The sequence below is a fragment of the Pseudomonas sp. ACM7 genome (assembly GCF_004136015.1).
GTDB lineage: Bacteria > Pseudomonadota > Gammaproteobacteria > Pseudomonadales > Pseudomonadaceae > Aquipseudomonas > Aquipseudomonas frigoris.
In genome coordinates this window covers 2,253,137-2,277,727 of sequence record NZ_CP024866.1, presented here as the reverse complement: position 1 = coordinate 2,277,727, position 24,591 = coordinate 2,253,137, and the positions used below count along the sequence as shown (strand labels likewise).

18 protein-coding genes and 1 pseudogene are annotated in these 24,591 nt (G+C 59.6%); 9 read left to right on the top strand and 10 right to left on the bottom strand.

From position 1 onward, the window contains the following. Positions 1-179: 179 nt before the first annotated feature. The 5 genes from ntrC to glnA all read right to left on the bottom strand — a co-directional run bounded on the left by ntrC (position 180) and on the right by glnA (position 5,745). The gene (ntrC, locus tag CUN63_RS10655; RefSeq protein ID WP_046052178.1) at positions 180-1,616 is read right to left on the bottom strand and encodes a nitrogen regulation protein NR(I); all 1,437 of its coding nucleotides are present in this window, start codon (positions 1,614-1,616) and stop codon (positions 180-182) included. Beyond that, the gene (gene glnL, locus CUN63_RS10650; protein ID WP_129439260.1) at positions 1,613-2,698 is read right to left on the bottom strand and encodes a nitrogen regulation protein NR(II); all 1,086 of its coding nucleotides are present in this window, start codon (positions 2,696-2,698) and stop codon (positions 1,613-1,615) included. Before glnL ends, ntrC begins: the two co-directional genes overlap by 4 nt. A 229-nt stretch (positions 2,699-2,927) precedes the next feature. Next, positions 2,928-3,548, bottom strand: coding sequence for a DUF4124 domain-containing protein (locus tag CUN63_RS10645; protein WP_129439258.1), 621 nt, complete (start codon positions 3,546-3,548; stop codon positions 2,928-2,930). Next, complete coding sequence (locus CUN63_RS10640) at positions 3,545-4,054, bottom strand: DUF4124 domain-containing protein (protein ID WP_129439255.1); 510 nt, start codon at positions 4,052-4,054, stop codon at positions 3,545-3,547. The genes CUN63_RS10645 and CUN63_RS10640 overlap by 4 nt, the downstream gene beginning before the upstream one ends. Positions 4,055-4,338: 284 nt before the next feature. Next, a complete protein-coding gene (gene glnA, locus CUN63_RS10635) occupies positions 4,339-5,745 on the bottom strand; it encodes a glutamate--ammonia ligase (RefSeq protein ID WP_046045568.1) in 1,407 nt (468 codons plus the stop codon). 330 nt (positions 5,746-6,075) lie between these two features. On the opposite strand from glnA, the gene thiI reads away from it, so the two are divergent. Next, positions 6,076-7,530 (top strand): tRNA uracil 4-sulfurtransferase ThiI, encoded by a 1,455-nt coding sequence (gene thiI, locus CUN63_RS10625; protein ID WP_129439251.1) that lies wholly within the window; start codon positions 6,076-6,078, stop codon positions 7,528-7,530. Between the two features lie 139 nt (positions 7,531-7,669). Continuing rightward, entirely contained in the window at positions 7,670-9,490 is a 1,821-nt protein-coding gene (typA, locus tag CUN63_RS10620) for a translational GTPase TypA (RefSeq protein WP_129439249.1), read from the top strand. Between the two features lie 204 nt (positions 9,491-9,694). On the opposite strand, the gene CUN63_RS10615 is transcribed toward typA, so the two are convergent. Next, positions 9,695-10,138, bottom strand: a complete 444-nt coding sequence (locus tag CUN63_RS10615; RefSeq protein WP_129439247.1) for a YkgJ family cysteine cluster protein — start codon at positions 10,136-10,138, stop codon at positions 9,695-9,697. 255 nt (positions 10,139-10,393) lie between these two features. Between CUN63_RS10615 and CUN63_RS10610 the strand changes: the two genes are divergently transcribed. The 5 genes from CUN63_RS10610 to CUN63_RS10590 all read left to right on the top strand — a co-directional run bounded on the left by CUN63_RS10610 (position 10,394) and on the right by CUN63_RS10590 (position 19,923). Then, the gene (locus CUN63_RS10610) at positions 10,394-12,844 is read left to right on the top strand and encodes a glycogen/starch/alpha-glucan phosphorylase (RefSeq protein ID WP_129439245.1); all 2,451 of its coding nucleotides are present in this window, start codon (positions 10,394-10,396) and stop codon (positions 12,842-12,844) included. Positions 12,845-13,029: 185 nt separating this feature from the next. After that, positions 13,030-16,617 (top strand): DUF2339 domain-containing protein, encoded by a 3,588-nt coding sequence (locus CUN63_RS10605; protein WP_129439243.1) that lies wholly within the window; start codon positions 13,030-13,032, stop codon positions 16,615-16,617. Then, on the top strand, positions 16,614-17,987 hold the full coding sequence (locus CUN63_RS10600; protein WP_129439241.1) for a DUF3999 domain-containing protein: 1,374 nt from the start codon (positions 16,614-16,616) through the stop codon (positions 17,985-17,987). The genes CUN63_RS10605 and CUN63_RS10600 overlap by 4 nt, the downstream gene beginning before the upstream one ends. A gap of 318 nt (positions 17,988-18,305) precedes the next feature. Beyond that, positions 18,306-19,316: a class 1 fructose-bisphosphatase gene (locus tag CUN63_RS10595; protein ID WP_129439239.1), complete on the top strand. Its 1,011-nt coding sequence runs from the start codon at positions 18,306-18,308 to the stop codon at positions 19,314-19,316. A gap of 4 nt (positions 19,317-19,320) precedes the next feature. Then, complete coding sequence (locus tag CUN63_RS10590) at positions 19,321-19,923, top strand: DUF924 family protein (RefSeq protein ID WP_129439237.1); 603 nt, start codon at positions 19,321-19,323, stop codon at positions 19,921-19,923. Between the two features lie 117 nt (positions 19,924-20,040). On the opposite strand, the gene CUN63_RS32725 is transcribed toward CUN63_RS10590, so the two are convergent. The 3 genes and pseudogenes from CUN63_RS32725 to CUN63_RS31680 all read right to left on the bottom strand — a co-directional run bounded on the left by CUN63_RS32725 (position 20,041) and on the right by CUN63_RS31680 (position 22,184). Further along, entirely contained in the window at positions 20,041-20,805 is a 765-nt protein-coding gene (locus CUN63_RS32725; protein ID WP_371925557.1) for a methyl-accepting chemotaxis protein, read from the bottom strand. Positions 20,806-20,898: 93 nt separating this feature from the next. Beyond that, a pseudogene (locus CUN63_RS32720) lies at positions 20,899-21,921 on the bottom strand (cache domain-containing protein); the annotation flags it as partial. An 86-nt stretch (positions 21,922-22,007) separates the two neighbouring features. Further along, entirely contained in the window at positions 22,008-22,184 is a 177-nt protein-coding gene (locus CUN63_RS31680) for a hypothetical protein (RefSeq protein WP_165353246.1), read from the bottom strand. Positions 22,185-22,214: 30 nt separating this feature from the next. On the opposite strand from CUN63_RS31680, the gene CUN63_RS10580 reads away from it, so the two are divergent. Both CUN63_RS10580 and CUN63_RS10575 read left to right on the top strand, forming a co-directional pair. Beyond that, positions 22,215-22,469 carry a hypothetical protein gene (locus tag CUN63_RS10580; RefSeq protein WP_008149462.1) on the top strand — a complete coding sequence of 85 codons (255 nt, stop codon included), beginning with the start codon at positions 22,215-22,217 and terminating at the stop codon, positions 22,467-22,469. 31 nt (positions 22,470-22,500) lie between these two features. Further along, complete coding sequence (locus CUN63_RS10575) at positions 22,501-23,070, top strand: lipocalin family protein (protein ID WP_129439233.1); 570 nt, start codon at positions 22,501-22,503, stop codon at positions 23,068-23,070. A 122-nt stretch (positions 23,071-23,192) separates the two neighbouring features. Here the strand turns inward: CUN63_RS10575 and CUN63_RS10570 are convergent, their stop codons facing one another. Then, positions 23,193-24,557, bottom strand: a complete 1,365-nt coding sequence (locus CUN63_RS10570; RefSeq protein ID WP_129439231.1) for a formimidoylglutamate deiminase — start codon at positions 24,555-24,557, stop codon at positions 23,193-23,195. Positions 24,558-24,591 lie beyond the last annotated feature (34 nt).

Genomic DNA, 24,591 nt, shown 5'->3' with positions numbered 1-24,591 from the left:
GTGCGCGATTGCGGTTCACGGTGCATTCAGTCGGTGCACGATGGCCCCAAAAGCATCGCGAGCAAGCTCGCTCCCACAGGGTTCAGGGGGTTCACTCAATCGTGAAAACACTGAAATCCACTGTGGGAGCGAGCTTGCTCGCGATTGGATGTAACTGTCAGCGAAGAGCTAAAGGCTGCTTAGCCTTCTTCCCCTTCATCATCATCCCCACCATCAACCTTCATCCCCAATTCCTTGATCTTGCGAGTCAGGGTATTACGCCCCCAGCCCAGCAAAACGGCGGCATCGCGGCGGCGGCCGGCGGTGTGCTTGAGGGCAGTTTCGATCATGATCCGCTCGAACGCCGGTACAGCGCTGTCCAGCAGGCTCGACTGGCCACGGGCCAACGCCTGATCGGCCCACTGGCGCAGCGCTTGCTCCCAGTTGGTCACTGGCGCCGAATCCTGCGGCAGGTTCAGCAGCTCCGGCGGCAGGTCGCTGATGTGCACTTCGCGACCCGAAGCCATCACCGTGATCCAGCGGCAGGTGTTCTCCAGCTGACGCACGTTGCCGCCCCACGGCAGGTTCTTCAGGTATTCCTCGGTTTCGCTTTTCAGCAGCTTTGGCTCCACCGCCAGTTCTTGCGCGGCGCGGCTGAGGAAGTGCTTGGCCAGGGTCGGGATGTCTTCGCGACGGTCCGACAACCGTGGAATGTGGATGCGGATCACGTTGAGGCGGTGGAACAAGTCCTCACGGAATTTCCCGGCGTGCACCAGGGTTTCCAGATTCTGGTGAGTCGCGGCGATGATTCGCACATCGACCTTCACCGGCACATGACCGCCGACGCGATAGAACTCGCCGTCCGCCAACACCCGCAGCAAGCGGGTCTGGGTGTCTGCCGGCATGTCGCCGATTTCATCGAGGAACAGCGTGCCGCCGTCAGCCTGTTCAAAACGCCCGCGTCGCAGGTTGGCCGCGCCGGTGAACGCGCCTTTCTCATGGCCGAACAGCTCGGATTCCATCAGGTCTTTCGGGATTGCCGCCATGTTCAGCGCAATGAACGGCGAAGCCGCCCGCGGACTGTGACGGTGCAGGGCATGCGCCACCAGTTCTTTACCGGTACCGGATTCACCGTTGATCAGTACAGTGATGTTGGAGTGGCTCAAGCGCCCGATGGCGCGAAACACTTCCTGCATCGCCGGTGCTTCACCGATGATTTCCGGGGTGCGGGTCAAGGCGACCGGGACTTCCAGGCCTTGCTGTTCCTGGGCGTGCTGGTTCGCGCGTTTGACCAGCGACACCGCTTCGTCGACGTCGAACGGCTTGGGCAGGTATTCAAACGCGCCGCCCTGATAGGACGCGACAGCGCTGTCCAGATCGGAGTGAGCGGTCATGATGATGACCGGCAGCCGTGGGTGTTGTTCGCGAATCCGCGCCAGAAGGTCCAGACCGCTGGCACCCGGCATACGGATGTCGGAGATGATCACGTCCGGCTGCTGGCGCGCCAGGCGGCTCATCACGCCATCGGCGCTGTCGAAGCTTTGCGTGGTCATGCCTTCTTGCTGCAAGGCTTTTTCCAGGACCCAACGGATAGAACGGTCGTCATCGACGATCCACACGGTTTCACTACGGCTCATGTCGATGTGGCTCCTTGTTCCAGTGGCAGAAAGATCGAGAAGGTGGTGTGGCCTGGATGGCTGTCACATTCGATCAGGCCCTGGTGCTGGCTGATGATGTTCTGGGTAATGGCCAGACCCAGCCCGGTACCGTCCGGACGGCCGCTGACCATGGGAAAGAAGATGGTTTCCTGCAACTCCGCGGGAATCCCCGGGCCGTTGTCGATGATTTCAATCTTGGTCACCAGGCGATGACGCACGTGGCCGATGGTGAACTGGCGCATGGCGCGGGTACGCAGGCTGATGCGGCCAAGGCGTAGCTCGTTCTGGCTGCTGATGGCCTGCATCGCATTGCGCACGATGTTCAGCACGGCCTGAATCATCTGTTCGCGGTCGATCAACACGTCGGGAATGCTTGGGTCGTAGTCGCGCACCAACGTGATGCAGCCCTGGCTTTCGGCTTCCACCAGATGACAAACGCGTTCCAGAACTTCATGGACGTTGCACATCGCCAGTGACGGCAGCTTGTTGGAGCCGAGCATGCGATCGACCAGATTGCGCAGGCGGTCGGCCTCTTCAATGATCACGTTGGTGTAGTCGCGCAGGCTTTCTTCCGGCAGTTCGCGGGCGAGCAATTGCGCCGCGCCGCGAATCCCGCCGAGAGGATTCTTTATTTCGTGAGCGAGGCCGCGCACCAGCATCTTGCTGGTTTCCTGCTTCGACAACTGCGCCTCTTCCTTGGTGATTCGCAGCAAGCGGTCACGGGGGTGGACTTCCAGCAACAGCATCGTGGCGCCGTTGGCGAGGATCGGTGTTACCGCGTAGTCGACGGTCAGCGTCTGGCCGGTGAGGGCGGTGAGCATCGCTTCGCGCTTGGTGAACGGGTGTGCCTGCTCGACCGCCTGGCGCAGGGAGTTCAGCGCCTCGGGAGATTCGGTGAACAACTCGCTGATGAACTGCCCATGGCTACGCTGGCCGCTGATGGCCAGAAGCATCTCCGCCGCCGGGTTCATGTACTCAAGGCGCAGTTCGGCGTCGAGCAGAATGGTGGCGGTGGTCAGGTTGTCGAGTAGCAATCGATGCAGTGCGTCGCTAATGGTCATCAGGACCTCTTTTGGAGCAGGGCGCGCGCATGAATAAAGCGCTTTACGAGGAAAATGCAAAAACCAAACCAAGGCTCCGAAAAGAAGCGTTTAAGGCCTGAAACGGGCGTTTGACGCTCGTTTGCGTGGCGTTCTGCCAGCTTTGGCGGGTACTTTCGAACCAAAATGGGATGGGATGTGAGTATGGTGCAACCAATTGCACCAATATAGTGCGCAAACTTGAGCGGCGTTAGAAGAAGCGCAGGAAGGGATTTTTTTCTTCTACGGGTTTGTCTTTGAGCGGGCATTCCGGCCGTTGGCCGTAGTCGTCGAGGGCGCAGGGTTTGACCTGACGCTTCTGTGCGAGGGAGATGCGCAGCATGTGGAACGGCTGGTTGGCGGTGCGCTCGACCGTGCGGCCCTGCTCGTCGAGGATTTCCACTGAGAGATTATGGCTGCCGCGATCGATGTTGCTCAGGGCGAATACCGGGCTCAGGCCGGGCGCTGCGGTGGGTTGGCCGTCGAGCAGCAGTTGGTAGCGATGGCCTCGTTGCAGGCTGGGTTCGCTGGTGACGCTGACGACAATCTCGCCAGCACTGCTGCGCACCGTGGCGTCTGGCTCCGGTACCAATACTCTCAGCATGTCGTAGTGGAACAGTGGTTTTGTTTCGGCCTTCTTTCCAGCCATCACCGGTGCTGCGCCGCCAGGGTTGGCGGACATGCGGTTACTCGTCGCCAGTGGCACGCGCTTGGCGTTGCCGGAGCCTGGCTGGTCGGTGTAGACCCGATTGCCCTGGGCGTCGATGTAGGTGAACACCTCGGCCGTCACCGGCAGGGCGATCAAGCAGGTGATCAGCAGCCACAGCCTCACGGCTTATGCACCCGTTGTACGGTGAACGTCACGGAGGGGCTTTGTTGAACGATGTTTTCCCCGTCGGTCACCTGTACAGCAAGGCTGTGTGTGCCGCGGTGAATATTGACCAGTTGCAGGATCGGTACGTTACTCGGCTGGCCATAAGGTTGATCGTCCAGCAACAGCCTGAGCAGATGAGGGCCTTGCAGGCGGGGTTTGATCAGCACGTTGACGGTGAAGGTGCCGTTGTTGGCACGCAGTGCTTCGGTGGTGGGTAAGTTGGTCAGCTCCAGCACCTCGTAAGCGCTGCGTGGCTGTTCGCGGCTGGTGGCTTCGACCGCTGGCGCAGAAGGGACTTGGGGCTCGACACTGTTGAGCGGCGGCAACTCGACCGGCTGAGCCTTCACGCCATCGGGCGGTTGATTGCTGTAGGCGGTGTTGCCGTCGGCGTCGGTGTACTTGTAGATCTGCGCTGCGGCGGGCAGGGCGATCAGCAGCAACATCAGTAGAAAACCACGACCCATAAAATCGACCAGAAACAAAAGCGTTGAGGTGCAGCATAGGTCAGGTGCGGCGATTGTCCCAAGTTGTAAACATTTGGGCATGGTTTAACGAGGTCCATCAAGCACCGTAAATACCTGTGGGAGCGAGCTTGCTCGCGATAGCGGTTTCTCATTCAACATTGATGTTGGCTGATCCGCCGCCATCGCGAGCAAGCTCGCTCCCGTTGAATCGCGCCCACAAAAAAAGGCCTCCCGAACGAAGGAGGCCTCTTTTTTGTCACGCCGCTTGCGCAGGCGCTACTGGATCAGCAGCTGTAGTACAGCTCGTATTCCAGTGGGTGTACGAACGTACGTACTTTGATTTCTTCTTCGCTTTTCAGAGCGATGTAAGCGTCGATGAAGTCGTCGCTGAAAACGCCGCCTTTGGTCAGGAACGCACGACCTTTGTCCAGCTCTTCCAGGGCTTCTTTCAGGCTGCCGCAAACTTGTGGGATCTCTTTCGCCTCTTCAGGCGGCAGGTCGTACAGGTTTTTGTCAGCAGCATCGCCAGGGTGGATCTTGTTCTGGATACCGTCCAGGCCGGCCATTACCAGGGCAGCGAAGGCCAGGTACGGGTTGGCTGCCGGATCCGGGAAGCGGGCTTCGATACGGCGAGCACGAGGGCTGGACACGTAAGGAATACGGATCGAAGCGGAACGGTTGCGAGCCGAGTAGGCCAGCATCACTGGAGCTTCGAAACCTGGGACCAGACGCTTGTAGGAGTTGGTCGACGGGTTGGTGAAACCGTTCAGCGCTTTACCGTGCTTGATGATGCCGCCGATGAAGTACAGAGCGGTGTCGGACAGGCCGGCATAGCCTTCGCCAGCGAAGGTGTTCTTGCCATCTTTGGCGATGGACAGGTGAACGTGCATACCCGAACCGTTGTCGCCGTACAGTGGCTTAGGCATGAAGGTCGCGGTGCGGCCGTATGCATCAGCAACGTTGTGTACGCAGTACTTCAGGGTCTGAACTTCGTCAGCCTTGGCCACCAGGGTGTTGAACTTCACACCGATTTCGTTCTGGCCGGCAGTTGCCACTTCGTGGTGGTGAACTTCGATGACCAGGCCCATTTCTTCCATGGCGTTGCACATGGAGGTACGGATTTCGTGGTCGTGGTCGAACGGCGGAACCGGGAAGTAGCCGCCTTTGACGCCTGGACGGTGGCCTTTGTTGCCGCCTTCCACGTCCTGGTCGGACATCCACGAACCTTGTTCGGAGTAGATCTTGAACATGGAGCCGGAGATGTCGGACTTGAACTTCACTTCGTCGAAGATGAAGAATTCAGGCTCTGGACCAACAAATACGGTGTCGCCGATACCGGTCGACTTCAGGTATTCCTCGGCACGCTTGGCGATCGCACGTGGGTCACGGTCGTAGCCTTGCATGGTCGAAGGCTCGATCACGTCGCAAACCAGGATCAGGGTTGGCTCTTCGGTGAACGGGTCGAGAACGGCAGTGCTGTCGTCCGGCATCAGGATCATGTCGGAGGCTTCGATGCCTTTCCAACCAGCGATGGAGGAACCGTCGAACATTTTGCCTTCTTCGAAGAAAGCTTCATCCAGCGCGTCGCGAGCCGGCATGGTCACGTGGTGCTGAGTGCCTTTGGTGTCCGTGAAGCGCAGATCAATCCACTTGACGTCATGATCTTTGATGAGTTGAACCGACTTCGACATAGTGTCCTCCGGGTGGCTTCGGGCTTAGTAGTGGATGCCCTTAGAATGTGGGTGATGCCGGCGCGAATACTCTGCCAAGGCAACCTGCCTCACAAGGGAGCAAATTGCATGCCAGTGCCCCACCATGGGTTTTTTGCCCCAATTTCACGCTTATAAAGGTGCAAAGGGGAGCAAAGCTGGAAATAGCGCCCCGTAATGTAGCGTTAAATTCAACAAATGACCTGTTTTGGTGCGCGCAAAACCTTCTGCACATTAACTGGTTAAACCTTGAGCAATTTCCGCTATAATCCGCGCCCCCCTTTTTCGGCTGGCCCAGCGCGCGCTGTTTTCATGAAACTAATCGTAAAAGTCTTCCCCGAGATCACCATCAAGAGCCGCCCGGTACGGATGCGTTTCATCCGCCAGTTGGCCAAAAACATCCGTACCGTGCTCCGCGACCTGGACCCGGCTGTGGTGGTGAACGGTGTGTGGGACAATCTCGAGCTGGAAACCCGCGTCAGCGAGCCCAAAGCCCTGAAGGAGATGACCGAGCGCCTGAGCTGCATGCCGGGCATCGCGCATTTCCTGCAAGTCGACGAATACCCGCTGGGTGACTTCGACGACATCGTCGCCAAGTGCAAGCAGCACTTCGGTGATGCATTGGCCGGGAAGATCTTTTCGGTGCGCTGCAAGCGTGCCGGCAAGCATGAATTCAGCTCGATGGACGTCGAGAAATACGTCGGCAGCCAACTGCGTCGTCAGTGCGGCGCCGCCGGAATCTCGCTGAAAACGCCTGCAATCGAAGTTCGCCTCGAAATTCGCGACAAACGGTTGTTCGTGATCCACAGCCAGCACAACAGCATCGGCGGTTATCCGCTGGGTGCCCTGGAACAGACGCTTGTGCTGATGTCCGGCGGCTTCGATTCCACCGTCGCCGCTTACCAGATCATGCGCCGCGGGCTGATGAGCCATTTCTGCTTCTTCAATCTGGGCGGACGAGCTCATGAACTGGGCGTTATGGAAGTCGCGCACTTCATCTGGAAGAAGTACGGCAGCTCCCAACGCGTGTTATTTGTGAGTGTGCCGTTCGAAGAAGTACTGGGAGAAATTCTCGGTAAAGTCGATAACAGTCATATGGGCGTAGTTTTGAAGCGTATGATGTTGCGCGCTGCTTCCCGTATTGCCGATCGGCTGGAGATCGATGCGCTGGTCACCGGCGAAGCGATTTCCCAGGTGTCGAGCCAGACGCTGCCGAACCTGTCCGTGATCGACTGCGTGACCGACAAGCTGGTCTTGCGTCCGCTGATCGCCAGTCACAAGCAGGACATCATCGACCTGGCCAACGAAATCGGTACTGCCGACTTCGCCAAGCACATGCCGGAATACTGCGGGGTCATCTCGGTGAACCCCAAGACCCACGCCAAGCGTCCACGCGTGGAGTACGAAGAACAACAGTTCGACATGGCAGTACTTGAGCGTGCGCTCGAGAACGCCAAACTGGTGCCGATCGATCGCGTGATCGACGAATTGGGCCAGGATTTGCAGATCGAAGAAGTCAGCGAAGCGCTGGCTGGTCAGATCGTCATTGACATCCGTCATCCGGATGCCGCTGAAGACGACCCGCTGGGCCTCGTTGGCATTGAGGTACAAACGATGCCGTTTTATGCATTGAACGCTCGTTTCAAGGAACTGGACCCTACTCGCCAGTACCTGCTGTATTGCGACAAAGGCGTGATGAGTCGCCTGCATGCCCACCATTTGCTCAGTGAGGGGCATGCCAATGTGCGCGTTTATCGACCGAGCTAAGAGCCCGGGGCTGTATGCCTGTGGCCTGCGTCACCGGCCCCCCGACTCTGCCGTCAAGCTGTAACGGCAAGGCCTGACTCTACTGTAAATCGCTGCCAAGACTTGTCAGCACACCGAATCCTCTGATCGAGATACACAAGTGATCGAAAATCTACGCAACATCGCCATCATTGCTCACGTTGACCATGGTAAGACCACCCTGGTAGACAAACTCTTGCGTCAATCCGGCACCCTGGAGCGCAACGAGCTCAACGACGAGCGCGTGATGGACTCCAACGACCAGGAGAAAGAACGCGGTATTACCATTCTGGCGAAAAACACCGCCATCAACTGGAACGGCCACCACATCAACATCGTGGACACCCCGGGCCACGCCGACTTCGGCGGCGAAGTTGAACGCGTAATGTCGATGGTTGACTCCGTTCTGCTGCTGGTTGACGCTCAAGACGGCCCTATGCCGCAAACCCGTTTCGTGACCAAGAAGGCTTTCGAAGCCGGCCTGCGTCCAATCGTGGTCATCAACAAGGTTGACCGTCCAGGCGCGCGTCCGGACTGGGTTCTGGACCAGATCTTCGACCTGTTCGACAACCTCGGTGCTACCGAAGAACAGCTGGACTTCAAAGTCGTCTACGCCTCGGCCCTGAACGGCATTGCCGGTCTGGAACACACCGACATGGCTGAAGACATGACCCCGCTGTACCAGGCGATCATTGACCACGTACCGGCTCCACAAGTTGACCGTGACGGTCCGTTCCAGATGCAAATCTCGGCACTGGACTACAACAGCTTCCTGGGTGTTATCGGCGTTGGCCGTATCGCCCGTGGTCGCGTCAAGCCGAACACTCAAGTTGTGGCTATCGACGCCGACGGCAAGCGCCGTAACGGTCGTATCCTGAAGCTGATGGGTCACCACGGTCTGCACCGTATCGACGTTGACGAAGCAGCTGCCGGCGACATCGTCTGCGTCAGCGGCTTCGACCAGCTGTTCATCTCCGACACTCTGTGCGACCCACTGAACGTCGAAGCGATGAAGCCGCTGACCGTTGACGAACCAACCGTTTCCATGACCTTCCAGGTTAACGACTCGCCGTTCTGCGGTCGTGAAGGCAAGTTCGTCACCAGCCGTAACATCAAAGAGCGTCTGGACAAAGAACTGCTCTACAACGTTGCCCTGCGCGTTGAAGAAGGCGACACCGCCGACAAGTTCAAAGTCTCCGGCCGTGGTGAGTTGCACCTCTCGGTACTGATCGAAACCATGCGTCGCGAAGGCTTCGAAATGGGTGTTGGTCGTCCGGAAGTGATCATCCGCATGGTTGACGGCGTCAAGCACGAACCGTACGAAAACGTGACCATCGACCTGCCAGAAGAATCGCAAGGTTCGATCATGGAACAGATCGGTATCCGTAAAGGCGACCTGACCAACATGGTTCCGGATGGCAAGGGCCGTGTGCGCCTTGAGTACAACATCCCGGCTCGTGGCTTGATCGGTTTCCGTAACGAGTTCCTGACCCTGACCTCCGGTGCAGGCATCCTGACCTCGATCTTCGACCGTTACGACGTGATGAAGTCCGGCGACATGTCCGGCCGTCAAAACGGCGTGCTGGTTTCGGTTGCTACCGGTAAGGCTCTGACTTACTCGCTGGAAACCCTGCAAGCTCGCGGCAAACTGTTCCTGGGTCACGGTGAAGACGTGTACGAAGGTCAAATCGTCGGCATCAACAGCCGCGACAACGACTTGGGCGTCAACCCAACCAAAGGCAAGAAGCTCGACAACATGCGTGCCTCGGGTAAAGACGAAACCATCGCTCTGGTTCCGCCTATCCGTTTCACCCTGGAACAAGCTCTTGAGTTCGTGCAAGAAGACGAACTGTGCGAAGTCACTCCTAAGTCCATCCGTCTTCGTAAGAAGATCCTGGGCGAAAGCGAGCGTACCCGCGCTGCCAAGAAAGCCGGTAACTGAGTTTCGACTTAGTTAGCTGCTAAAAAAACGCCCCCGACCGCAAGGTCGGGGGCGTTTTTGTTTGTCTGGGGGTTGTGCGGTGTTTGTTCCGGCCCCTTCGCGAGCAAGCCCGCACACATTGGATCTGCGTCGTTCACAGAACCAATGTGGGAGCGGGCTTGCTCGCGAAGGCGGACGGTCAGCCGCCGAAGAACTCAGCGACGATCAGAACTTTTCGAGGGTCCGACGGCTCTCGCTGGTCTCACGCGCCATTTCTTTCGGCTTATACGCGCAATACCCCGGCCGCGGCCCGATTTTCGGGTGGTTGCGGCAAGTATCCGGGCGCTTTTCATAAATAGTGCACAGACGGCTCTTACGATCCAGGTACAGGCAATCGTTGTTGCTCATGCGCTGAAGGGTGAAGATCTCGGACTTCTGGTTGTAACGCTCGACGATCCCTTCCTTCTGCAAACGCTTGGCGATGTTCTTCGGCGGCTCGCCGCGCTCGAACTCATCGACGATGCCGATACGGATCAGATCCTTGATCTTGACCTCGACCGGCAGGGTGCAGCAGCTGGAAACGCACGAACCACACATCGGGGCGGAGTACTTGGCCCAGGTATCGAGGCGATCGATCTCCGCGGCGGCGATCAGGTTGGACTTCATCATCGGTTGTTACCAGCGTGCATCAGGGCGCGCGATCATACCGGGACTGGTGGATTTTTGAACAACCTTTCGCCAGATTTTTTTCGTATTCCGCCCAATAACACCTGTAACCCGGCACGGCACCTGCATTCTTTCCGGTGCGCGACAAGGTAATGTCGATCTATCTCACACTAACGGGAAAAACTGCCGAACCAGAGTTCCAACGGCCTGTCAGACCGTCTAGGCTCAACAACTCCACGCTCGCTCGAGGTCCTATCGATGACTCAAGAACCACTTGTTCGCGAAGCAGAGGTGGCCGCATTCCGCGACGCCGTCTTGACCAAACTCACCTACGCGGTGGGCAAAGACCCGGATCACGCCTTCGACCACGACTGGTTCGAAGCCATTGCCTTGGCGGCGCGCGATCACATGGTCGAGCACTGGATGGACCACACCCGGCAGATCTACCGCAAAGGTCAAAAGCGGGTTTATTACCTCTCCCTCGAATTTCTGATCGGCCGTCTGCTCTACGACAGCCTGAGCAACCTCGGCCTGCTGGACGTTGCCCGCGAGGCCCTGACTGAGCTCGGCGTCGACCTTGAACGCATCCGCCTGCTGGAGCCCGACGCAGCGCTGGGCAACGGCGGCCTCGGTCGTCTGGCCGCGTGCTTCATGGAAAGCATGTCGACCCTCGGCATTGCCGGCCACGGTTACGGCATTCGTTATGAACATGGCTTGTTCCGCCAGGCCATCGTCGACGGCTGGCAGCAGGAACAGACCGAACACTGGCTGGATTTCGGTAACCCTTGGGAGTTTGAACGGCCAGAGGTCGTTTACCCGATCGGTTTCGGTGGCAGTGTCGAAACCGTCACCGACGAAGCGGGCAAGTCCAAGCAAGTCTGGACGCCAGCAGAAACCGTTCGCGCGATTGCGTATGACACGCCGGTCGTCGGCTGGCGCGGGGCGAGCGTTAACACGCTACGCCTGTGGCGCGCCCGGGCCATGGAAGATTTGCACCTGGAACGCTTCAACGCCGGCGACCACTTGGGCGCCGTGGCAGAAGTCGCCCGGGCCGAAAGTATTTCCCGGGTGCTCTACCCGGCGGACAGCACCGAAGCGGGCCAGGAACTGCGCCTGCGTCAGGAGTATTTCTTCGTCGCCGCGTCCTTGCAGGACTTGCTGCGTCGTCATCGCAACATGCACACCTCAGTCCTGACCCTGGGCGATCATGCAGCGATCCAGCTCAACGACACCCACCCTTCGATAGCCGTGGCCGAACTGATGCGGCAACTGGTCGATGTCTATGACGTCGCGTGGGATGCGGCATGGCAAGTCACGGTCGACACGCTGTCCTACACCAACCACACGCTGCTGCCGGAAGCGCTGGAAACCTGGCCGGTCGGTTTGATGGAGCGGATGCTGCCGCGGCACATGCAGATCATTTATTTGATCAACGCCCAGCACATCGATTCGCTGCGGGCCAAGGGTATCCATGACTTCGAGGTCCTGCGCGCGGTGTCGCTGATCGAGGAAGACAACGGTCGCCGCGTGCGCATGGGCAACCTCGCGTTCCTTGGCTCCCACAGCGTCAACGGCGTGTCCGCACTGCACACGCAGTTGATGCGCAAAACGGTGTTTTCCGAACTGCACAACCTCTACCCGGACCGGATCAACAACAAGACCAACGGCATCACCTTCCGCCGCTGGCTCTACCAGGCCAACCCGGAGCTGACCTCGATGATGGTCGACGCGCTTGGCCCCGATCTGCTGGACAACCCGGAAGAACGTTTGCTCGGCCTGGAACCGTTCGCCGAGAAAGCCGCGTTCCGCAAGGCGTTCGCCGAGCAGCGGCTGCACAGCAAGAAAGCCCTGGCGTACATCATTCATGAGCGGCTTGGCGTTGCGGTCAACCCGGCCGCGATGTTCGACGTGCAGGTCAAACGGATCCACGAATACAAACGTCAGTTGCTCAACCTGTTGCACACCGTTGCGCTGTATCAGGCGATTCGCGCCGAACCGGAAATCGATTGGGTGCCGCGGGTGAAGATCTTCGCCGGCAAGGCGGCGGCCAGTTATCACCAGGCCAAGCTGATCATCAAACTGACCAACGACATCGCCCGGGTGGTGAACAACGATCCGACGGTGCGCGGTTTGCTGAAAGTGGTGTTCCTGCCCAACTACAACGTCAGTCTGGCGGAGAGCATCATTCCGGCAGCGGATTTGTCGGAGCAGATTTCCACCGCAGGCTTCGAAGCTTCGGGCACCAGCAACATGAAGTTCGGCCTCAACGGCGCGCTGACCATCGGCACCCTGGACGGGGCGAACGTGGAAATGTGCGAGCGCATCGGAGTCGAGCACATGTTCATCTTCGGCCTCAGCGCTCAGCAGGTTGAAGCGCGCAAGCAGAACCATGAGTTCAACGCGACGCCTGATATTGCCGCATCCCATCGGCTTAATGACGTGCTTCAAGCGATTCGCGGCGGGGTGTTCTCGCCGGATGATCCTTCTCGTTACACAGGATTGATCGATTCGCTGATCGACTACGATCGCTTCCTGGTCTGCGCCGATTTCGACTCTTACTGGGACGCGCAGATGCGGGTAGAAGCCCATTGGCACGATTCGAAGGAATGGTGGCGTTCGGCGGTGTTGAGCACCTCCAGGATGGGCTGGTTCTCCTCTGACCGGACCATTCGCGAGTACGCCACGGATATCTGGAAAGCGTTGGAGTAAGCCTTCGCTCGGATCGATATACTGGCGCCCCGGGAAAGATCGCAGCCTTCGGCAGCTCCTACAGTCAGCGTTCACCTAACATTGGGTAAACGTGGGCGGTGTAGGAGCTGGCGAAGGCTGCGATCTTTGCTGTACGGGCTGCGCTAATCTTCTTGGATTGGCCACTGCGCTTAGGGATATCGACCATGCAATGGATGTTCATGCTGATTGGCTTGGTGCTGGGTTGGGTACTCGACGAGTCGTTCAGTGATGCGCTGTTGGGCGCGCTGCTCGGGTTGGGTATTGGCCAGGCCATTCGCATCGGTCGCTTGGGTTCACAGGCTGTCGAGCAGCGCCGGCTGCTTGAACAGGCGCAGGTGGCGCTGAAGGCGGTCGAGCAACGTCTGGCATTGCTGGAGGTGTCAGGCGTCAAGGCGCCGCAAACCAGCGAGCCAGTTGTCAGCGAAGCCGCTGCACCTCCTGAATTCATTCTCGACGAAATCCCTGCCGAGACCCCGGAGCTGATCTGGGAACTCCCTCCCGAACTGGAGCCGATCACCGCGGCAGCCGCCGAAAGCAGCCGTCCAGTGCCCGTCGATGCCTGGAAACCCGAGCCGGTCGCCCGCGAGCCGCAACAACCCGCTACCCCACGCGCCCCGAACTTCATCGACCGCGCCATCAGTGGCGCCCGCAACTGGCTGTTCGGCGGCAACACCGTGCTGCGGGTCGGTGTGGTGCTGTTGTTTCTCGGTCTGGCCTTCCTGCTGCGTTACGCCACCGAAGGCATGGTGGTGCCGATCGAGTTGCGTTACGCCGGAGTTGCGGCGGCGGCATTGGGGCTTCTGGGGCTGGGTTGGTGGCTTAGAACACGCAACAGCAATTACGCGTTGATGATGCAGGGCACCGGGATCGCGGTGTTGTACCTGACCGTGTTTGCCGCAATGCGCCTGCATCCGCTGCTCGATCCTACGGCGGCGTTAGGCCTGCTGGTCGCGGTGACGGTGTTCTCGGCGATTCTCGCCATCACCCAGGATGCCTTGGGCCTGGCTGCCGCTGCAGCGTTGGGCGGTTTTGCCGCGCCGATCCTGACCTCCACCGGCGCTGGCAACCATATTGCGCTGTTCAGCTATTTCGCCTTGCTCAACGCCGGAATCCTCGCCATCGCCTGGTTCAAGGCCTGGCGGCTGCTCAACCTGATCGGCTTCGTCGGCACCTTCGGCATCGGTTTCGCCTGGGGCCTGCGTTCCTACATGCCGGAGTTGTTGTGGAGCACCGAGCCGTTCCTGATTGTGTTTTTCCTGATGTACCTGGCCATCGGTCTGCTGTTCGCCCGGCGCAAGTTGCTGGAAATGAGCGACGCACCCGAGGACGGCAGTCGTGAAGCGCTGCTGCACTGGTCAGCGCGCAAGGGCGATTACGTCGACGGCACAATGCTGTTCGGTCCTCCGTTGGTGGGCTTCGGCTTGCAGTTCGCGCTGGTTCAGCATCTCGAGTTTGCCGCAGCCTTCAGCGCGTTGGCGTTGGGCATGATTTACATGGGCCTGGCGCGGTTGTTGATGGGCGGACGAGCGTTGCTGCTGGCGGAAACCTGTCTGGCGCTGGGGGTGATCTTCGCCAGCCTGGCGATTCCGTTGGGGCTCGATGCACGCTGGACTGCTGCTGCCTGGGCCGTCGAAGGCGCCGGCATCTTCTGGCTCGGCCTGCGTCAGCAACGACCGCTGGCCCGAGCCTTTGCCTTGCTGCTGCAACTGGGCTCGGCGCTGGCGTTTATCAGTGAGCTGCGGATCGGTGAAAGCAGCCTGCTCGACGGTGCGCCGCTCGGTGCGCTGATGCTCGGCGTGGCGTTGTTGTTCAGCTTCTACCAGTTGCGTAAAGCTTTGCCCGAGCAGACGTCGGAATGGGAGCGCAAAGGGCTGCCGGTATTGGCCTGCCTCGGTCTGACCTTCCTCTATCTGCTGGCGCCGTTGTTCTTCTTCACTCACGGCACGGCGATCAGTTGGGCGCTGGCGGGGTTGGCGACGTTGTTTGTTGGCTTGCGTCTGCAATCGCGCACGTTCCTGTTCACTGCGTTCGCCGTGCAGTTGCTCGGCGGTGCGTTGTTCCTGATGCGGCTACAGGGTTCGAGCGGTGAGTCTGGCGCTGTGTTCAACGCGGGTTGGAGCGGCCTGCTGAGCGCGTCGTTGATCGGCCTGGCGCTGATCGCTGGCATGTTGCTGGCGGCGCGCGACGAGATGGTCCGAAGCGATGTGCGATTGCTGCGCGGCTTGTCGGTGGTGCTGCTGGCCGGTCTGGTGTTGATCAATCTGGCGGTGCTGTTCGTTCTGCCTTGGCAAACGGCGAGTGCGGTATGGGCGGCCAGCGGTCTGCTCATCATCTGGCTGAGTCTGTACCTCAAGCAGCGCGTGAGTTTTGTCTTCGGTTTGCTGTTGCAGGTCATCGGCGGCGCGGCGTTCCTGATGGCCGGGCCTGATTTGCTCGGACCGCTTGCGAGCGAAGGATTGACGCCTCTGGCTCATAGCGGTTTCTGGGCGCCGCTGGTGTTGGGTTTGGCTGCGATGGTTGGCGCCTGGCGCTTGCAGCTCGGCAATCATGCTTCGGCCTTCGATGGGCTGAGTTTGCAGCGTTTATCCGAAGTGCTGCTGGTGTGGGGTGGGGGTTGGTGGGCGCTGGCGTGGATCAGTGAAGTGCTGCGCTTCGCGCCGTTGAATCTGCAAGCGACGTTGTTGCTGGCCGTTGCTGCGCTGAGCGTTGCGCTGTGGACAGTGTTGGCGCTACGCCTGAAATGGTCGTCGCTGGGATTGCTCTGCACCTTGCTGATGCCTGCGGCCGGTTTGGTGTTGCTGGCTGCGTGGCACTCGCGTTATCACCCGGCGGCCAACGTCGGTTGGCTGGCATGGGCGGCCGTGTTTGTTGTGCATTTCATCTCCCTGCGGCGATTGGCGCCGATGTTGCCGGCGCGCGCCCTCAGTGCCGCGCACGTGCTCGGCTGCTGGCTGTTGATCGGCGTGTTGGCCCTGGAACTGCGTTACGGCTTGCTGCTGTTGTCCGAGCAGTACAACGCCTGGCGCTGGTTGGGTTGGGCGATTCTGCCGAGCCTGTATCTGGTGCTGATGGCGGCACCCCGTGCCTGGCCATGGCCGGTGTCAGCTTATTCGCGCGAATACCGCATGTACGCGGCGGCACCGCTGGCGTTGCTAATGCTCGGCTGGTTCTGGCTGGCGAACGTCGTCAGCGACGGCACCGCCGAACCGTTGCCGTACGTGCCGCTGATCAACCCGCTGGAGTTGGGTCTGCTGTTTGCGCTGTTCGGCGTCTACGTGTGGTCCCGCAGCGCCGTGACGCAACTGTCGATCCGCAAGGACTACCTGGATCACGCCACGCAACTGATCGCTGGCGCCTCGCTGTTTGTGTTCTTTACTGCGCTGGTGATGCGCACGGCCCATCATTGGGGCGGTGTGCCGTTCGAACTGGATGCGTTGCTCGAGTCCATGCTGGTGCAGGCCGGTCTGTCCATCGTCTGGACCTTGATGGCCCTGAGTCTGATGATCGGCGGCCATCTGCGTCATCGCCGCGAAGTCTGGCTGATCGGTGCGGGGCTGATCGGTGTGGTGGTGGCCAAACTGTTCTTTGTCGAATTGAGTAACCGCGGCGGACTCGCCCGAATCGTCTCGTTTATCGGCGTTGGCGTGTTGCTGCTGGTGGTGGGCTATTTCGCCCCGTTGCCGCCCAAGCGCGTCGAGGCTGTGCCGGAGGCTGAAAAACCGACCCCGCAAACCGAAGGAGTGTCGTCTTGAGTCAGAAGCTGAACCTTGTCTGGTTGGGCGTTGTTGCGTTGGGCGTGGCGCTGTCGGCCAGTGCTCAGGAAAAACTGGCGGACTTCGCCACGCAGGTGCCGTTGTCGGTCAGTGGTGAAGGTCCGTGGTATCGCCTCGAATTGCCGTTGAGCGTGCAATTGAATGCGCGGCAAACCGATCTCAGCGATGTGCGCGTGTTCAATGCCGCCGGTGAGGCTCAGGCGTATGCCTTGGCGCGCGCGCCGGCGCAGACCAGCGACAACCGCACCCTGACCGACGTGAAATGGTTCCCGCTGTACAACTCGGCGGACTCCACTGAGCACGCTCCGAGCGTACGGGTGCAATCGAGCGCCAATGGCACGCTGGTCGAAGTGCAGCCGTCCAGTCAGCTGGAGGCGGGCGAAGAAATGCTGCGCGGTTGGTTGCTCGACGCCAGCAGCATCAAAGCACCGTTGCAGCAGTTGATCCTCGACTGGACCAGCGAGCGCGACGGTTTCCAGCGTTTCACCATCGAGGCCAGCGACGACCTGCAGCATTGGCAGTCGTGGGGCGAAGGGCAGGTGGCACGCCTGACGTTTGCCGACGAGCGGGTCGAGCAACATCAAGTCGCTCTGCCGGGTCAGACGACCCGTTATCTGCGATTGCTATGGAGCACGCCGCAATCGGCACCGACGTTGACCTCGGCGCAACTGCAAAGCGCCAAGACCCGCAGCCTGCCGCTACCACTTGTCTGGTCGCAACCGCTGGCCGGCAGCAGCGTGAAGCCCGGTGAATACACCTGGCAATTACCCATGGGGCTGAATGTCGAACGCTTGCAGGTCGAGTTGAGTCAGCCCAACAGTTTGGCACCCGTAACCTTGTCCGGTCGTCGGGAAAGTAGCCTGCCGTGGCAGCCGCTGAGCAGCGGTTTGCTTTATCGCCTGACCCAGAGTGGCCAGGATGTGGTGCAGAACGAATTGCAGCTGTCGGGGCAAACCGTGCAGCAGTTGAAACTGACGGTGGACGAGCGCGGCGGTGGTCTGGGTGCCGTGGCACCGACTGTGCGATTCGCCGTGCGCTCCATTCAATTGGTGTTCCTGGCGCGCGGGGCGGGGCCTTATACGCTCGCGCTGGGAAGTGCCACGGTGAAGGCGGCGAACCTGCCACTGTCGACGTTGATTCCGGATTACAGCGCTGCAAAGTTGGCGACATTGGGCAAGGCTACGGTCGAAGGCGCGGCGGTGGCCACGCCAGCGTCGACCGTGACAACGGCTGCGACGATGGACACAAACTGGAAGAAGTTCGGGTTGTGGGCGGTGTTGCTGCTCAGTGTTTTGTTTCTGGGCGCGATGGCGTTCAGTCTGTTGCGCAAGCCTGCTACCAAATCCTGAGGATGGCTGGTGCTACGCACCATTCGCGAGCAAGCCCGCTCCCACACTGAATTTCTGTCGTACACATAATTTGTGTTTGCTGAAGATCAAATGTGGGAGCGGCGGTGCGGCGATCCGACTTGCTCGCGAAGACGGAATGTCAGGCAAAGAAAGTCACGAAACTGCCACTCATCCTCCGCTCACATCTCCTGCGTTTCGAACTACGCTCAATCGGGCGCATGAACTCTATTGGGTGTAACACGTCTGATAGGAGGAAATGCGCCCCGACTCGCGTTAAACTGCGCGGGTTTTTAGCCCCCCATTCCACCGGAGCCTTCCATGTCCCGCGTTACCCTGAGTCGCTATTTGATTGAGCAGACCCGTAGCAATAACACCCCTGCCGATCTGCGTTTCCTGATCGAAGTGGTGGCGCGTGCTTGCAAAGAGATCAACCACGCCGTGTCCAAAGGCGCCCTCGGTGGTGTTCTGGGCAGCATGGGCACTGAAAACGTCCAAGGTGAAGTGCAGAAAAAACTCGACGTGATCTCCAATGAGATCCTGCTCGAAGCCAACGAATGGGGCGGTCACCTGGCCGGCATGGCGTCCGAAGAAATGGACAATGCCTACCAGATCCCGGGCAAATACCCGAAAGGCGCGTACCTGTTGGTATTCGACCCGCTGGACGGCTCGTCGAACATCGATATCAACGCGCCGGTCGGTACGATCTTCTCGGTGCTGCGTTGCCCGAACGAATACCTGAGCCAAAACGAGCCCTTGAACGAAAAGGCTTTCCTGCAGCCAGGCACCGAGCAAGTGGCTGCCGGTTACGCGATCTACGGTCCACAGACCATGTTGATCCTGACCCTGGGTGACGGCGTAAAAGGCTTCACCCTGGACCGCGAAATGGGCAGCTTCGTGCTGACCCATGAAGACATCAAGATCCCGACCTCCACTCAGGAGTTCGCGATCAACGCGTCCAATCAGCGTCACTGGGAAGCGCCGGTACAACGCTACGTCGGCGAATTGCTGGCTGGCGAAGAAGGCCCGCTGAAAAAGAACTACAACATGCGCTGGGTCGCCGCGATGGTCGCGGACGTGCACCGCATCCTGACCCGAGGTGGTCTGTTCATGTACCCACGCGACAGTCGCGAGCCGTCCAAGCCGGGCAAGCTGCGTCTGATGTACGAAGCCAACCCGATGTCGTTCCTGGTTGAACAGGCTGGCGGCGCGTCCACCGATGGCCATCAGCGCATCCTCGACATCAAGCCTGACGGCTTGCACCAGCGTGTCGCGGTGTTCCTCGGTTCGAAAGAAGAAGTCGAACGCGTCACGGCTTACCACAAGGAATAAACCCATGACCGCGCCCTGGCAGCCGTTGCTCGAATGGTGGTTCGGAACCCTCGAATCCCCCCACGAAATAGCGGCTGACAAGGGCAAGTTATGGTTCGGCAAGCGCGACAGCCAGGACCTCGAAGCGCGCACGCGTTTCGGGGACTGGGTCGAGCAGGCACTGGCCGGCGGATTGACCGAGTGGGCGCAACGCCCCGAAGGTTGGCTGGCCCTGGTGCTGCTGCTCGATCAACTCCCGCGCATGATCTATCGCGACACTCCCAAATCCTTTTCAGGCGATCTCAGGGCTCAGGCACTGGTGGCGCAAGGCATTGCTGCGGATTTTGATCGGCAGTTGCGCCCCATACAACGGGTATTCATCTATCTGGTGTTTGAACATTGCGAGAATCTGGCGGTGCAGAACGAAGCGGTTTCGCGGTTTATCGAGCTGGTGGCGCAGCAGCCTGAGGCTGATCGGGCGGTGTTTGCCGATAACCTGGATTATGCCGAGCGGCATCAGAGAGTGATTGCACGGTTTGGGCGGTTTCCGCATCGCAATGCGGTGTTGGGAAGGGAATCTACGGCTGAGGAGTTGGCGTTTCTTTCGAAGCCCGGGTCTCGTTTCTAAATCTTCGTTGTTGCAGATGCCGTCTTCGCGAGCAAGCCCGCTCCCACAGGGGATTTGTGATCGACGCAAATCCAATGTGTGTGCGGGCTTGCTCGCGAAGGGGCCCGCAAGAATGGCTTAAATCCTGAAACTACCCACCAACTGTTTAAGCCGCGCCGCCTGCTGTTCAAGGTCTGAACACGCACGCAAGGTCGACTGCAAGTTCTCCACGCCTTCCTGATTCAGCGTGTTGATCTCGGTAATGTCGACGTTGATCGACTCCACCACCGCCGTCTGCTCTTCCGTCGCAGTGGCCACCGACTGGTTCATCCCGTCGATCTCACCGATACGCTGGGTCACGCTGCCCAGACGTTCGCCCGCCAGGTTGGCGATGCCGACGCTGCTTTCGCTCTGGCGCTGGCTGTCGGTCATGGTGCTCACGGCTTCCCGAGCGCCGACTTGCAGTTCCTCGATCATCTTCTGCACTTGCTGCGCCGAATCCTGAGTACGGTGCGCGAGGTTACGCACTTCGTCTGCCACCACGGCAAAACCGCGACCGGCTTCACCGGCACGGGCCGCTTCGATGGCGGCGTTGAGTGCCAGCAAGTTGGTCTGCTGGGAGATGCTGGTGATCACTTCCAGAATCTGCCCGATGTTTACGGTGTTGCTGTTGAGCGTTTCGATGTTGCCGCACGAATCGCTGATCTTCGCCGAGAGCTGCTGCATCGCCGCGATGGTTTTATCGACGACTTGCTGACCGTCTTCGGCCAATGCGCGAGCATCGCTCGAATGCTGAGAGGCGAGGGCGGCGTTCTGGGCGATTTCCTGAGCGGCGGCGCCCAGCTCGTTGATGGCGGCGGCCACGCTACTGGTGCGCGAGGCTTGTTGGTCGGAGTTGAACATCGACGAGTTCGACGCGGCAACCACACGCAAGGCGACTTCGTTGACCTGGCCGGTGGCCGAGGACACTTCGCGAATCGACGTATGAATACGCTCCACAAAACGGTTGAACGAGGTGCCCAGGGCACCGAATTCGTCCTGGCCGTGAATGGTCAGGCGTTTGGTCAGGTCACCTTCGCCTTCGGCGATGTCATGCATGGCGCGGCCCATGGTCAGCAGCGGCTGCATCAGGAAGCTGATCAGCATGCCCAGCAACGCGATGATGATCACCACGGCAATGACCATGGCGATGATCGCCGAGGTGCGGAACTCGCTGAGCATCGAGAACGCGGTGTCCTGATCCAGCACCAGTGCCACGTACCAGTCTGCCGAAGGCACACCGTTGACGTGGGTAAAGGAGATGAATTGGGTCTTGCCGTCGATCGCGACTTCTTTCATGCCCGGGCTGACTTTCGGCGCGCCGTTCGGGTAGGCGTCGGTCAGGCTTTTGAGTACGAGTTTGCTGTCCGGGTGAATCAGGATCTTGCCGTCGGCACTGACGATGAACGCATGGCCGTGGCCGCCGAAGTTCAGCGAGTTGATGATCGCGCTGACGCTGGACAGGTCGATGTCTGCCCCGGCGACGCCGATCATTTGATTCTGATATTTCACCGGCGTGGCGACGGTGATTACCAATTTGCCCGACGACGCGGCGATATAAGGTTCGGTGACGATGGTCTGTTGCGCGCTGTTGGCCGCCTTGTACCAGCCGCGGGCGCGGGGGTCGTAATCCGCCGCTCGATTGCCGGCCGGGACCGAGAACATCACGCCGTCGGTGCCACCGAAGTAGCTCAGCTGAAAATTACTGGTGTAGGCGGGCAGGTCGATGGCGCGCTTGAGGTTGGCCTGGGCGCTGCCGTCCACCGCGATCTGCTGGGACAGCGATTGTAGCAACTGGATGCGGCTTTCCAGCCAGGTCTGGATGTTGCTGGTGGTCAGGCTGCCGAGTTCCTGCATCGAGGATTCGGTACTGCTGCGCAGGGTTTGCCGCTGGCGGTAGTCGTTGAAGAGGATGAAACAAGCGAATGCAACGGCCACCACGAGGGCGGCAGCCAACAAGATCTTGTGGCTGAACTTCATGTTTCTGGTCATTAAATGAGCTACCGCGAAGAGGCTGGTCAACAAAGGGGCGTCAATTTGCCACAGTCGTGGGCTTTGCGCTGCTTTTATGTCGACTGAGCGGCGCCAAAGATTAGGCGGCTTTTGCGAATACCGACGAAATGGTCAACAGCAAACAAAAGTTCCTTATATTTCACGAAAGGCGGACGACCGGCCCAAAAATAGCCGGCCGGCCACGGAACCAGACAGGGGTTTTCTCTTCTAAGCTTCAGCTTGGCAGCCATGCCATTCCCCTTCGCCCCAGGAGCTACACCATGTCGCTGCGTTCTATCGCCCTGCTTTCGTTCTGCGTGTTGTTGGCCGCTTGCAGCAAGATCAATCAGGAAAACTACTCGAAGTTGTCGTCAGGCATGCCCAAAGCCGAGGTAGAAACCTTGCTGGGTAAACCCTCCGATTGCTCGGGCGCGCTCGGCATGTCCAGCTGTACCTGGGGCGACAAGAACAGCTTTATCAGCGTGCAGTACGCCGGTGACAAAGTGCTGATGTTTTCCGGCCAAGGCCTGAAGTAATCCGGGGCTATGCGCCCACGGGAGAAAAACAATGAAACGGTTACTGATAGTCCTTTTAGCCGGCCTGGTATTGGCCGGCTGCGCCACTTCCGGCGTAGATCCGTTGGCACCGAAAACTGTCAACAGCGTCAATCTCAAGAAGTACCAAGGGACCTGGTACGAATTGGCCCGTCTGCCGATGTATTTCCAGCGCAACTGCGCGCAATCCGAAGCCCATTACACGCTCAAGCCTGACGGCAAAGTGTTGGTGCTGAATCGCTGCCTGACGGCAGACTGGCAATGGGAAGAGGCCAAAGGCGTGGCCTGGCCACAGGAGCCGGGCAAGCCCGACAAGCTGTGGGTCGAGTTCGATACCTGGTTTTCGCGGCTGATACCGGGTGCGGCGAAGGGAGAGTACTGGGTGTTGTACGTCAGCGATGACTACAAAACCGCCATTGTTGGCGATCCGAGCCGCAAGTATCTGTGGCTGCTGTCACGGACCCCGACGGTCAATGGTGTAGTGCGTGAAGAACTGCTGAGCAAGGCACGTCAGCAGGGTTACGACACTACGCGGCTGATCTGGCGCGCGACCGATACGCAGATGGCCAAGACCTCGAACTAACGGGTTACCAGTAACCAAATGTGGGAGCGAGCTTGCTCGCGATAGCGGACTGTCAGTCAACATTGATGTTGAATCTGACGGCCCCATCGCGAGCAAGCTCGCTCCCACTTTTGTTTCCGGTGTTAGCCCAACAGGTCGCGCAGGACTTGGGTGAAAGCGCGGTTACTCTCTTCTTCGCCCGCATGACGCCCGTCGCGCACAACCCACTGGCCATTGACCAGCACATCCCGCACCTGGCGATCACCGCCGGCAAACAACCAACGATTGAGAATCCCATCGCCACTGGCTGTCGCCAGGTACGGATCGTTGCCATCCAGCACCAGCCAATCCGCACGTTTGCCAACTTCCAGCGCACCAATCGGTTGACCCAACGCCTGAGCGCCGCCATCCAGCGCCGCGTCGTACAGCGTGCGGCCAACCATCGGCTGATCCGCGCCATACAAACGATTACGGCGTTGGTCGCGCAGACGCTGGCCGTACTCCAGCCAACGCAACTCTTCCACCACGCTCAATGACACATGGCTGTCGGAACCGATGCCCATGCGCCCGCCCTGAGCGAGGAAATCCACCGCCGGGAAGATACCGTCGCCGAGGTTGGCTTCGGTGGTCAGGCACAAGCCGGCGATGGCGCGACTCTTGGCCATCAGCGTGACTTCTTCCGGGTTGGCGTGGGTCGCGTGAACCAGGCACCAGCGCTGATCGACTTCGGTGTTTTCGTACAGCCATTGCAGCGGACGGCGGCCGCTCCAGCTCAGGCAGTCATCGACTTCTTTCTGCTGTTCGGCGATGTGAATGTGCACAGGGCACTGCTGGTCGCTGGCCGCCAGCACTTCGCTGATCTGCTGCGGTGTTACCGCGCGCAACGAGTGGAAACACAAACCCAGCGACTGCGCCGGTTGCTGCGCCAGGATCGGCTGCAAGCGTGACTGAAGCTTGAGGTAGTTTTCGGTGCTGTTGATAAAGCGGCGCTGGCCTTCGTTCGGGACCTGGCCGCCGAAACCGGAATGGCTGTAGAGCACCGGAAGTAGGGTCAAGCCGATACCGGCGGAACTGGCGGCCTGGCTGATGCGTAGCGCCAGTTCGGCCGGGTCCGCGTAAGGCTGGCCGTTGGTGTCGTGGTGTACGTAGTGAAATTCCGCGACCGAAGTGTAACCGGCCTTGAGCATTTCGATGTACAGCTGACGGGCGATGACGCCGAGTTGATCCGGGCTGATTTTTCCGACGAGGCGATACATCAAATCGCGCCAGGTCCAGAAACTGTCATTCGGATTACCCGCCACTTCCGCCAGCCCGGCCATGGCCCGCTGGAAGGCGTGGGAGTGTAAATTCGGCATACCCGGCAGCAGCGGACCGCTCAGCCGTTCGGCGCCATCTGCGTTGGAATCGGCCTGGATATGGGTCAACACGCCGTCGGCGCTGACCTCAAGACGTACATTGTTGGCCCATCCACTAGGCAGCAGCGCGCGTTCGGCAAAGAAGGCGGACATGGTTCAGCACCCCATCGTGTGTTATTTGTATATA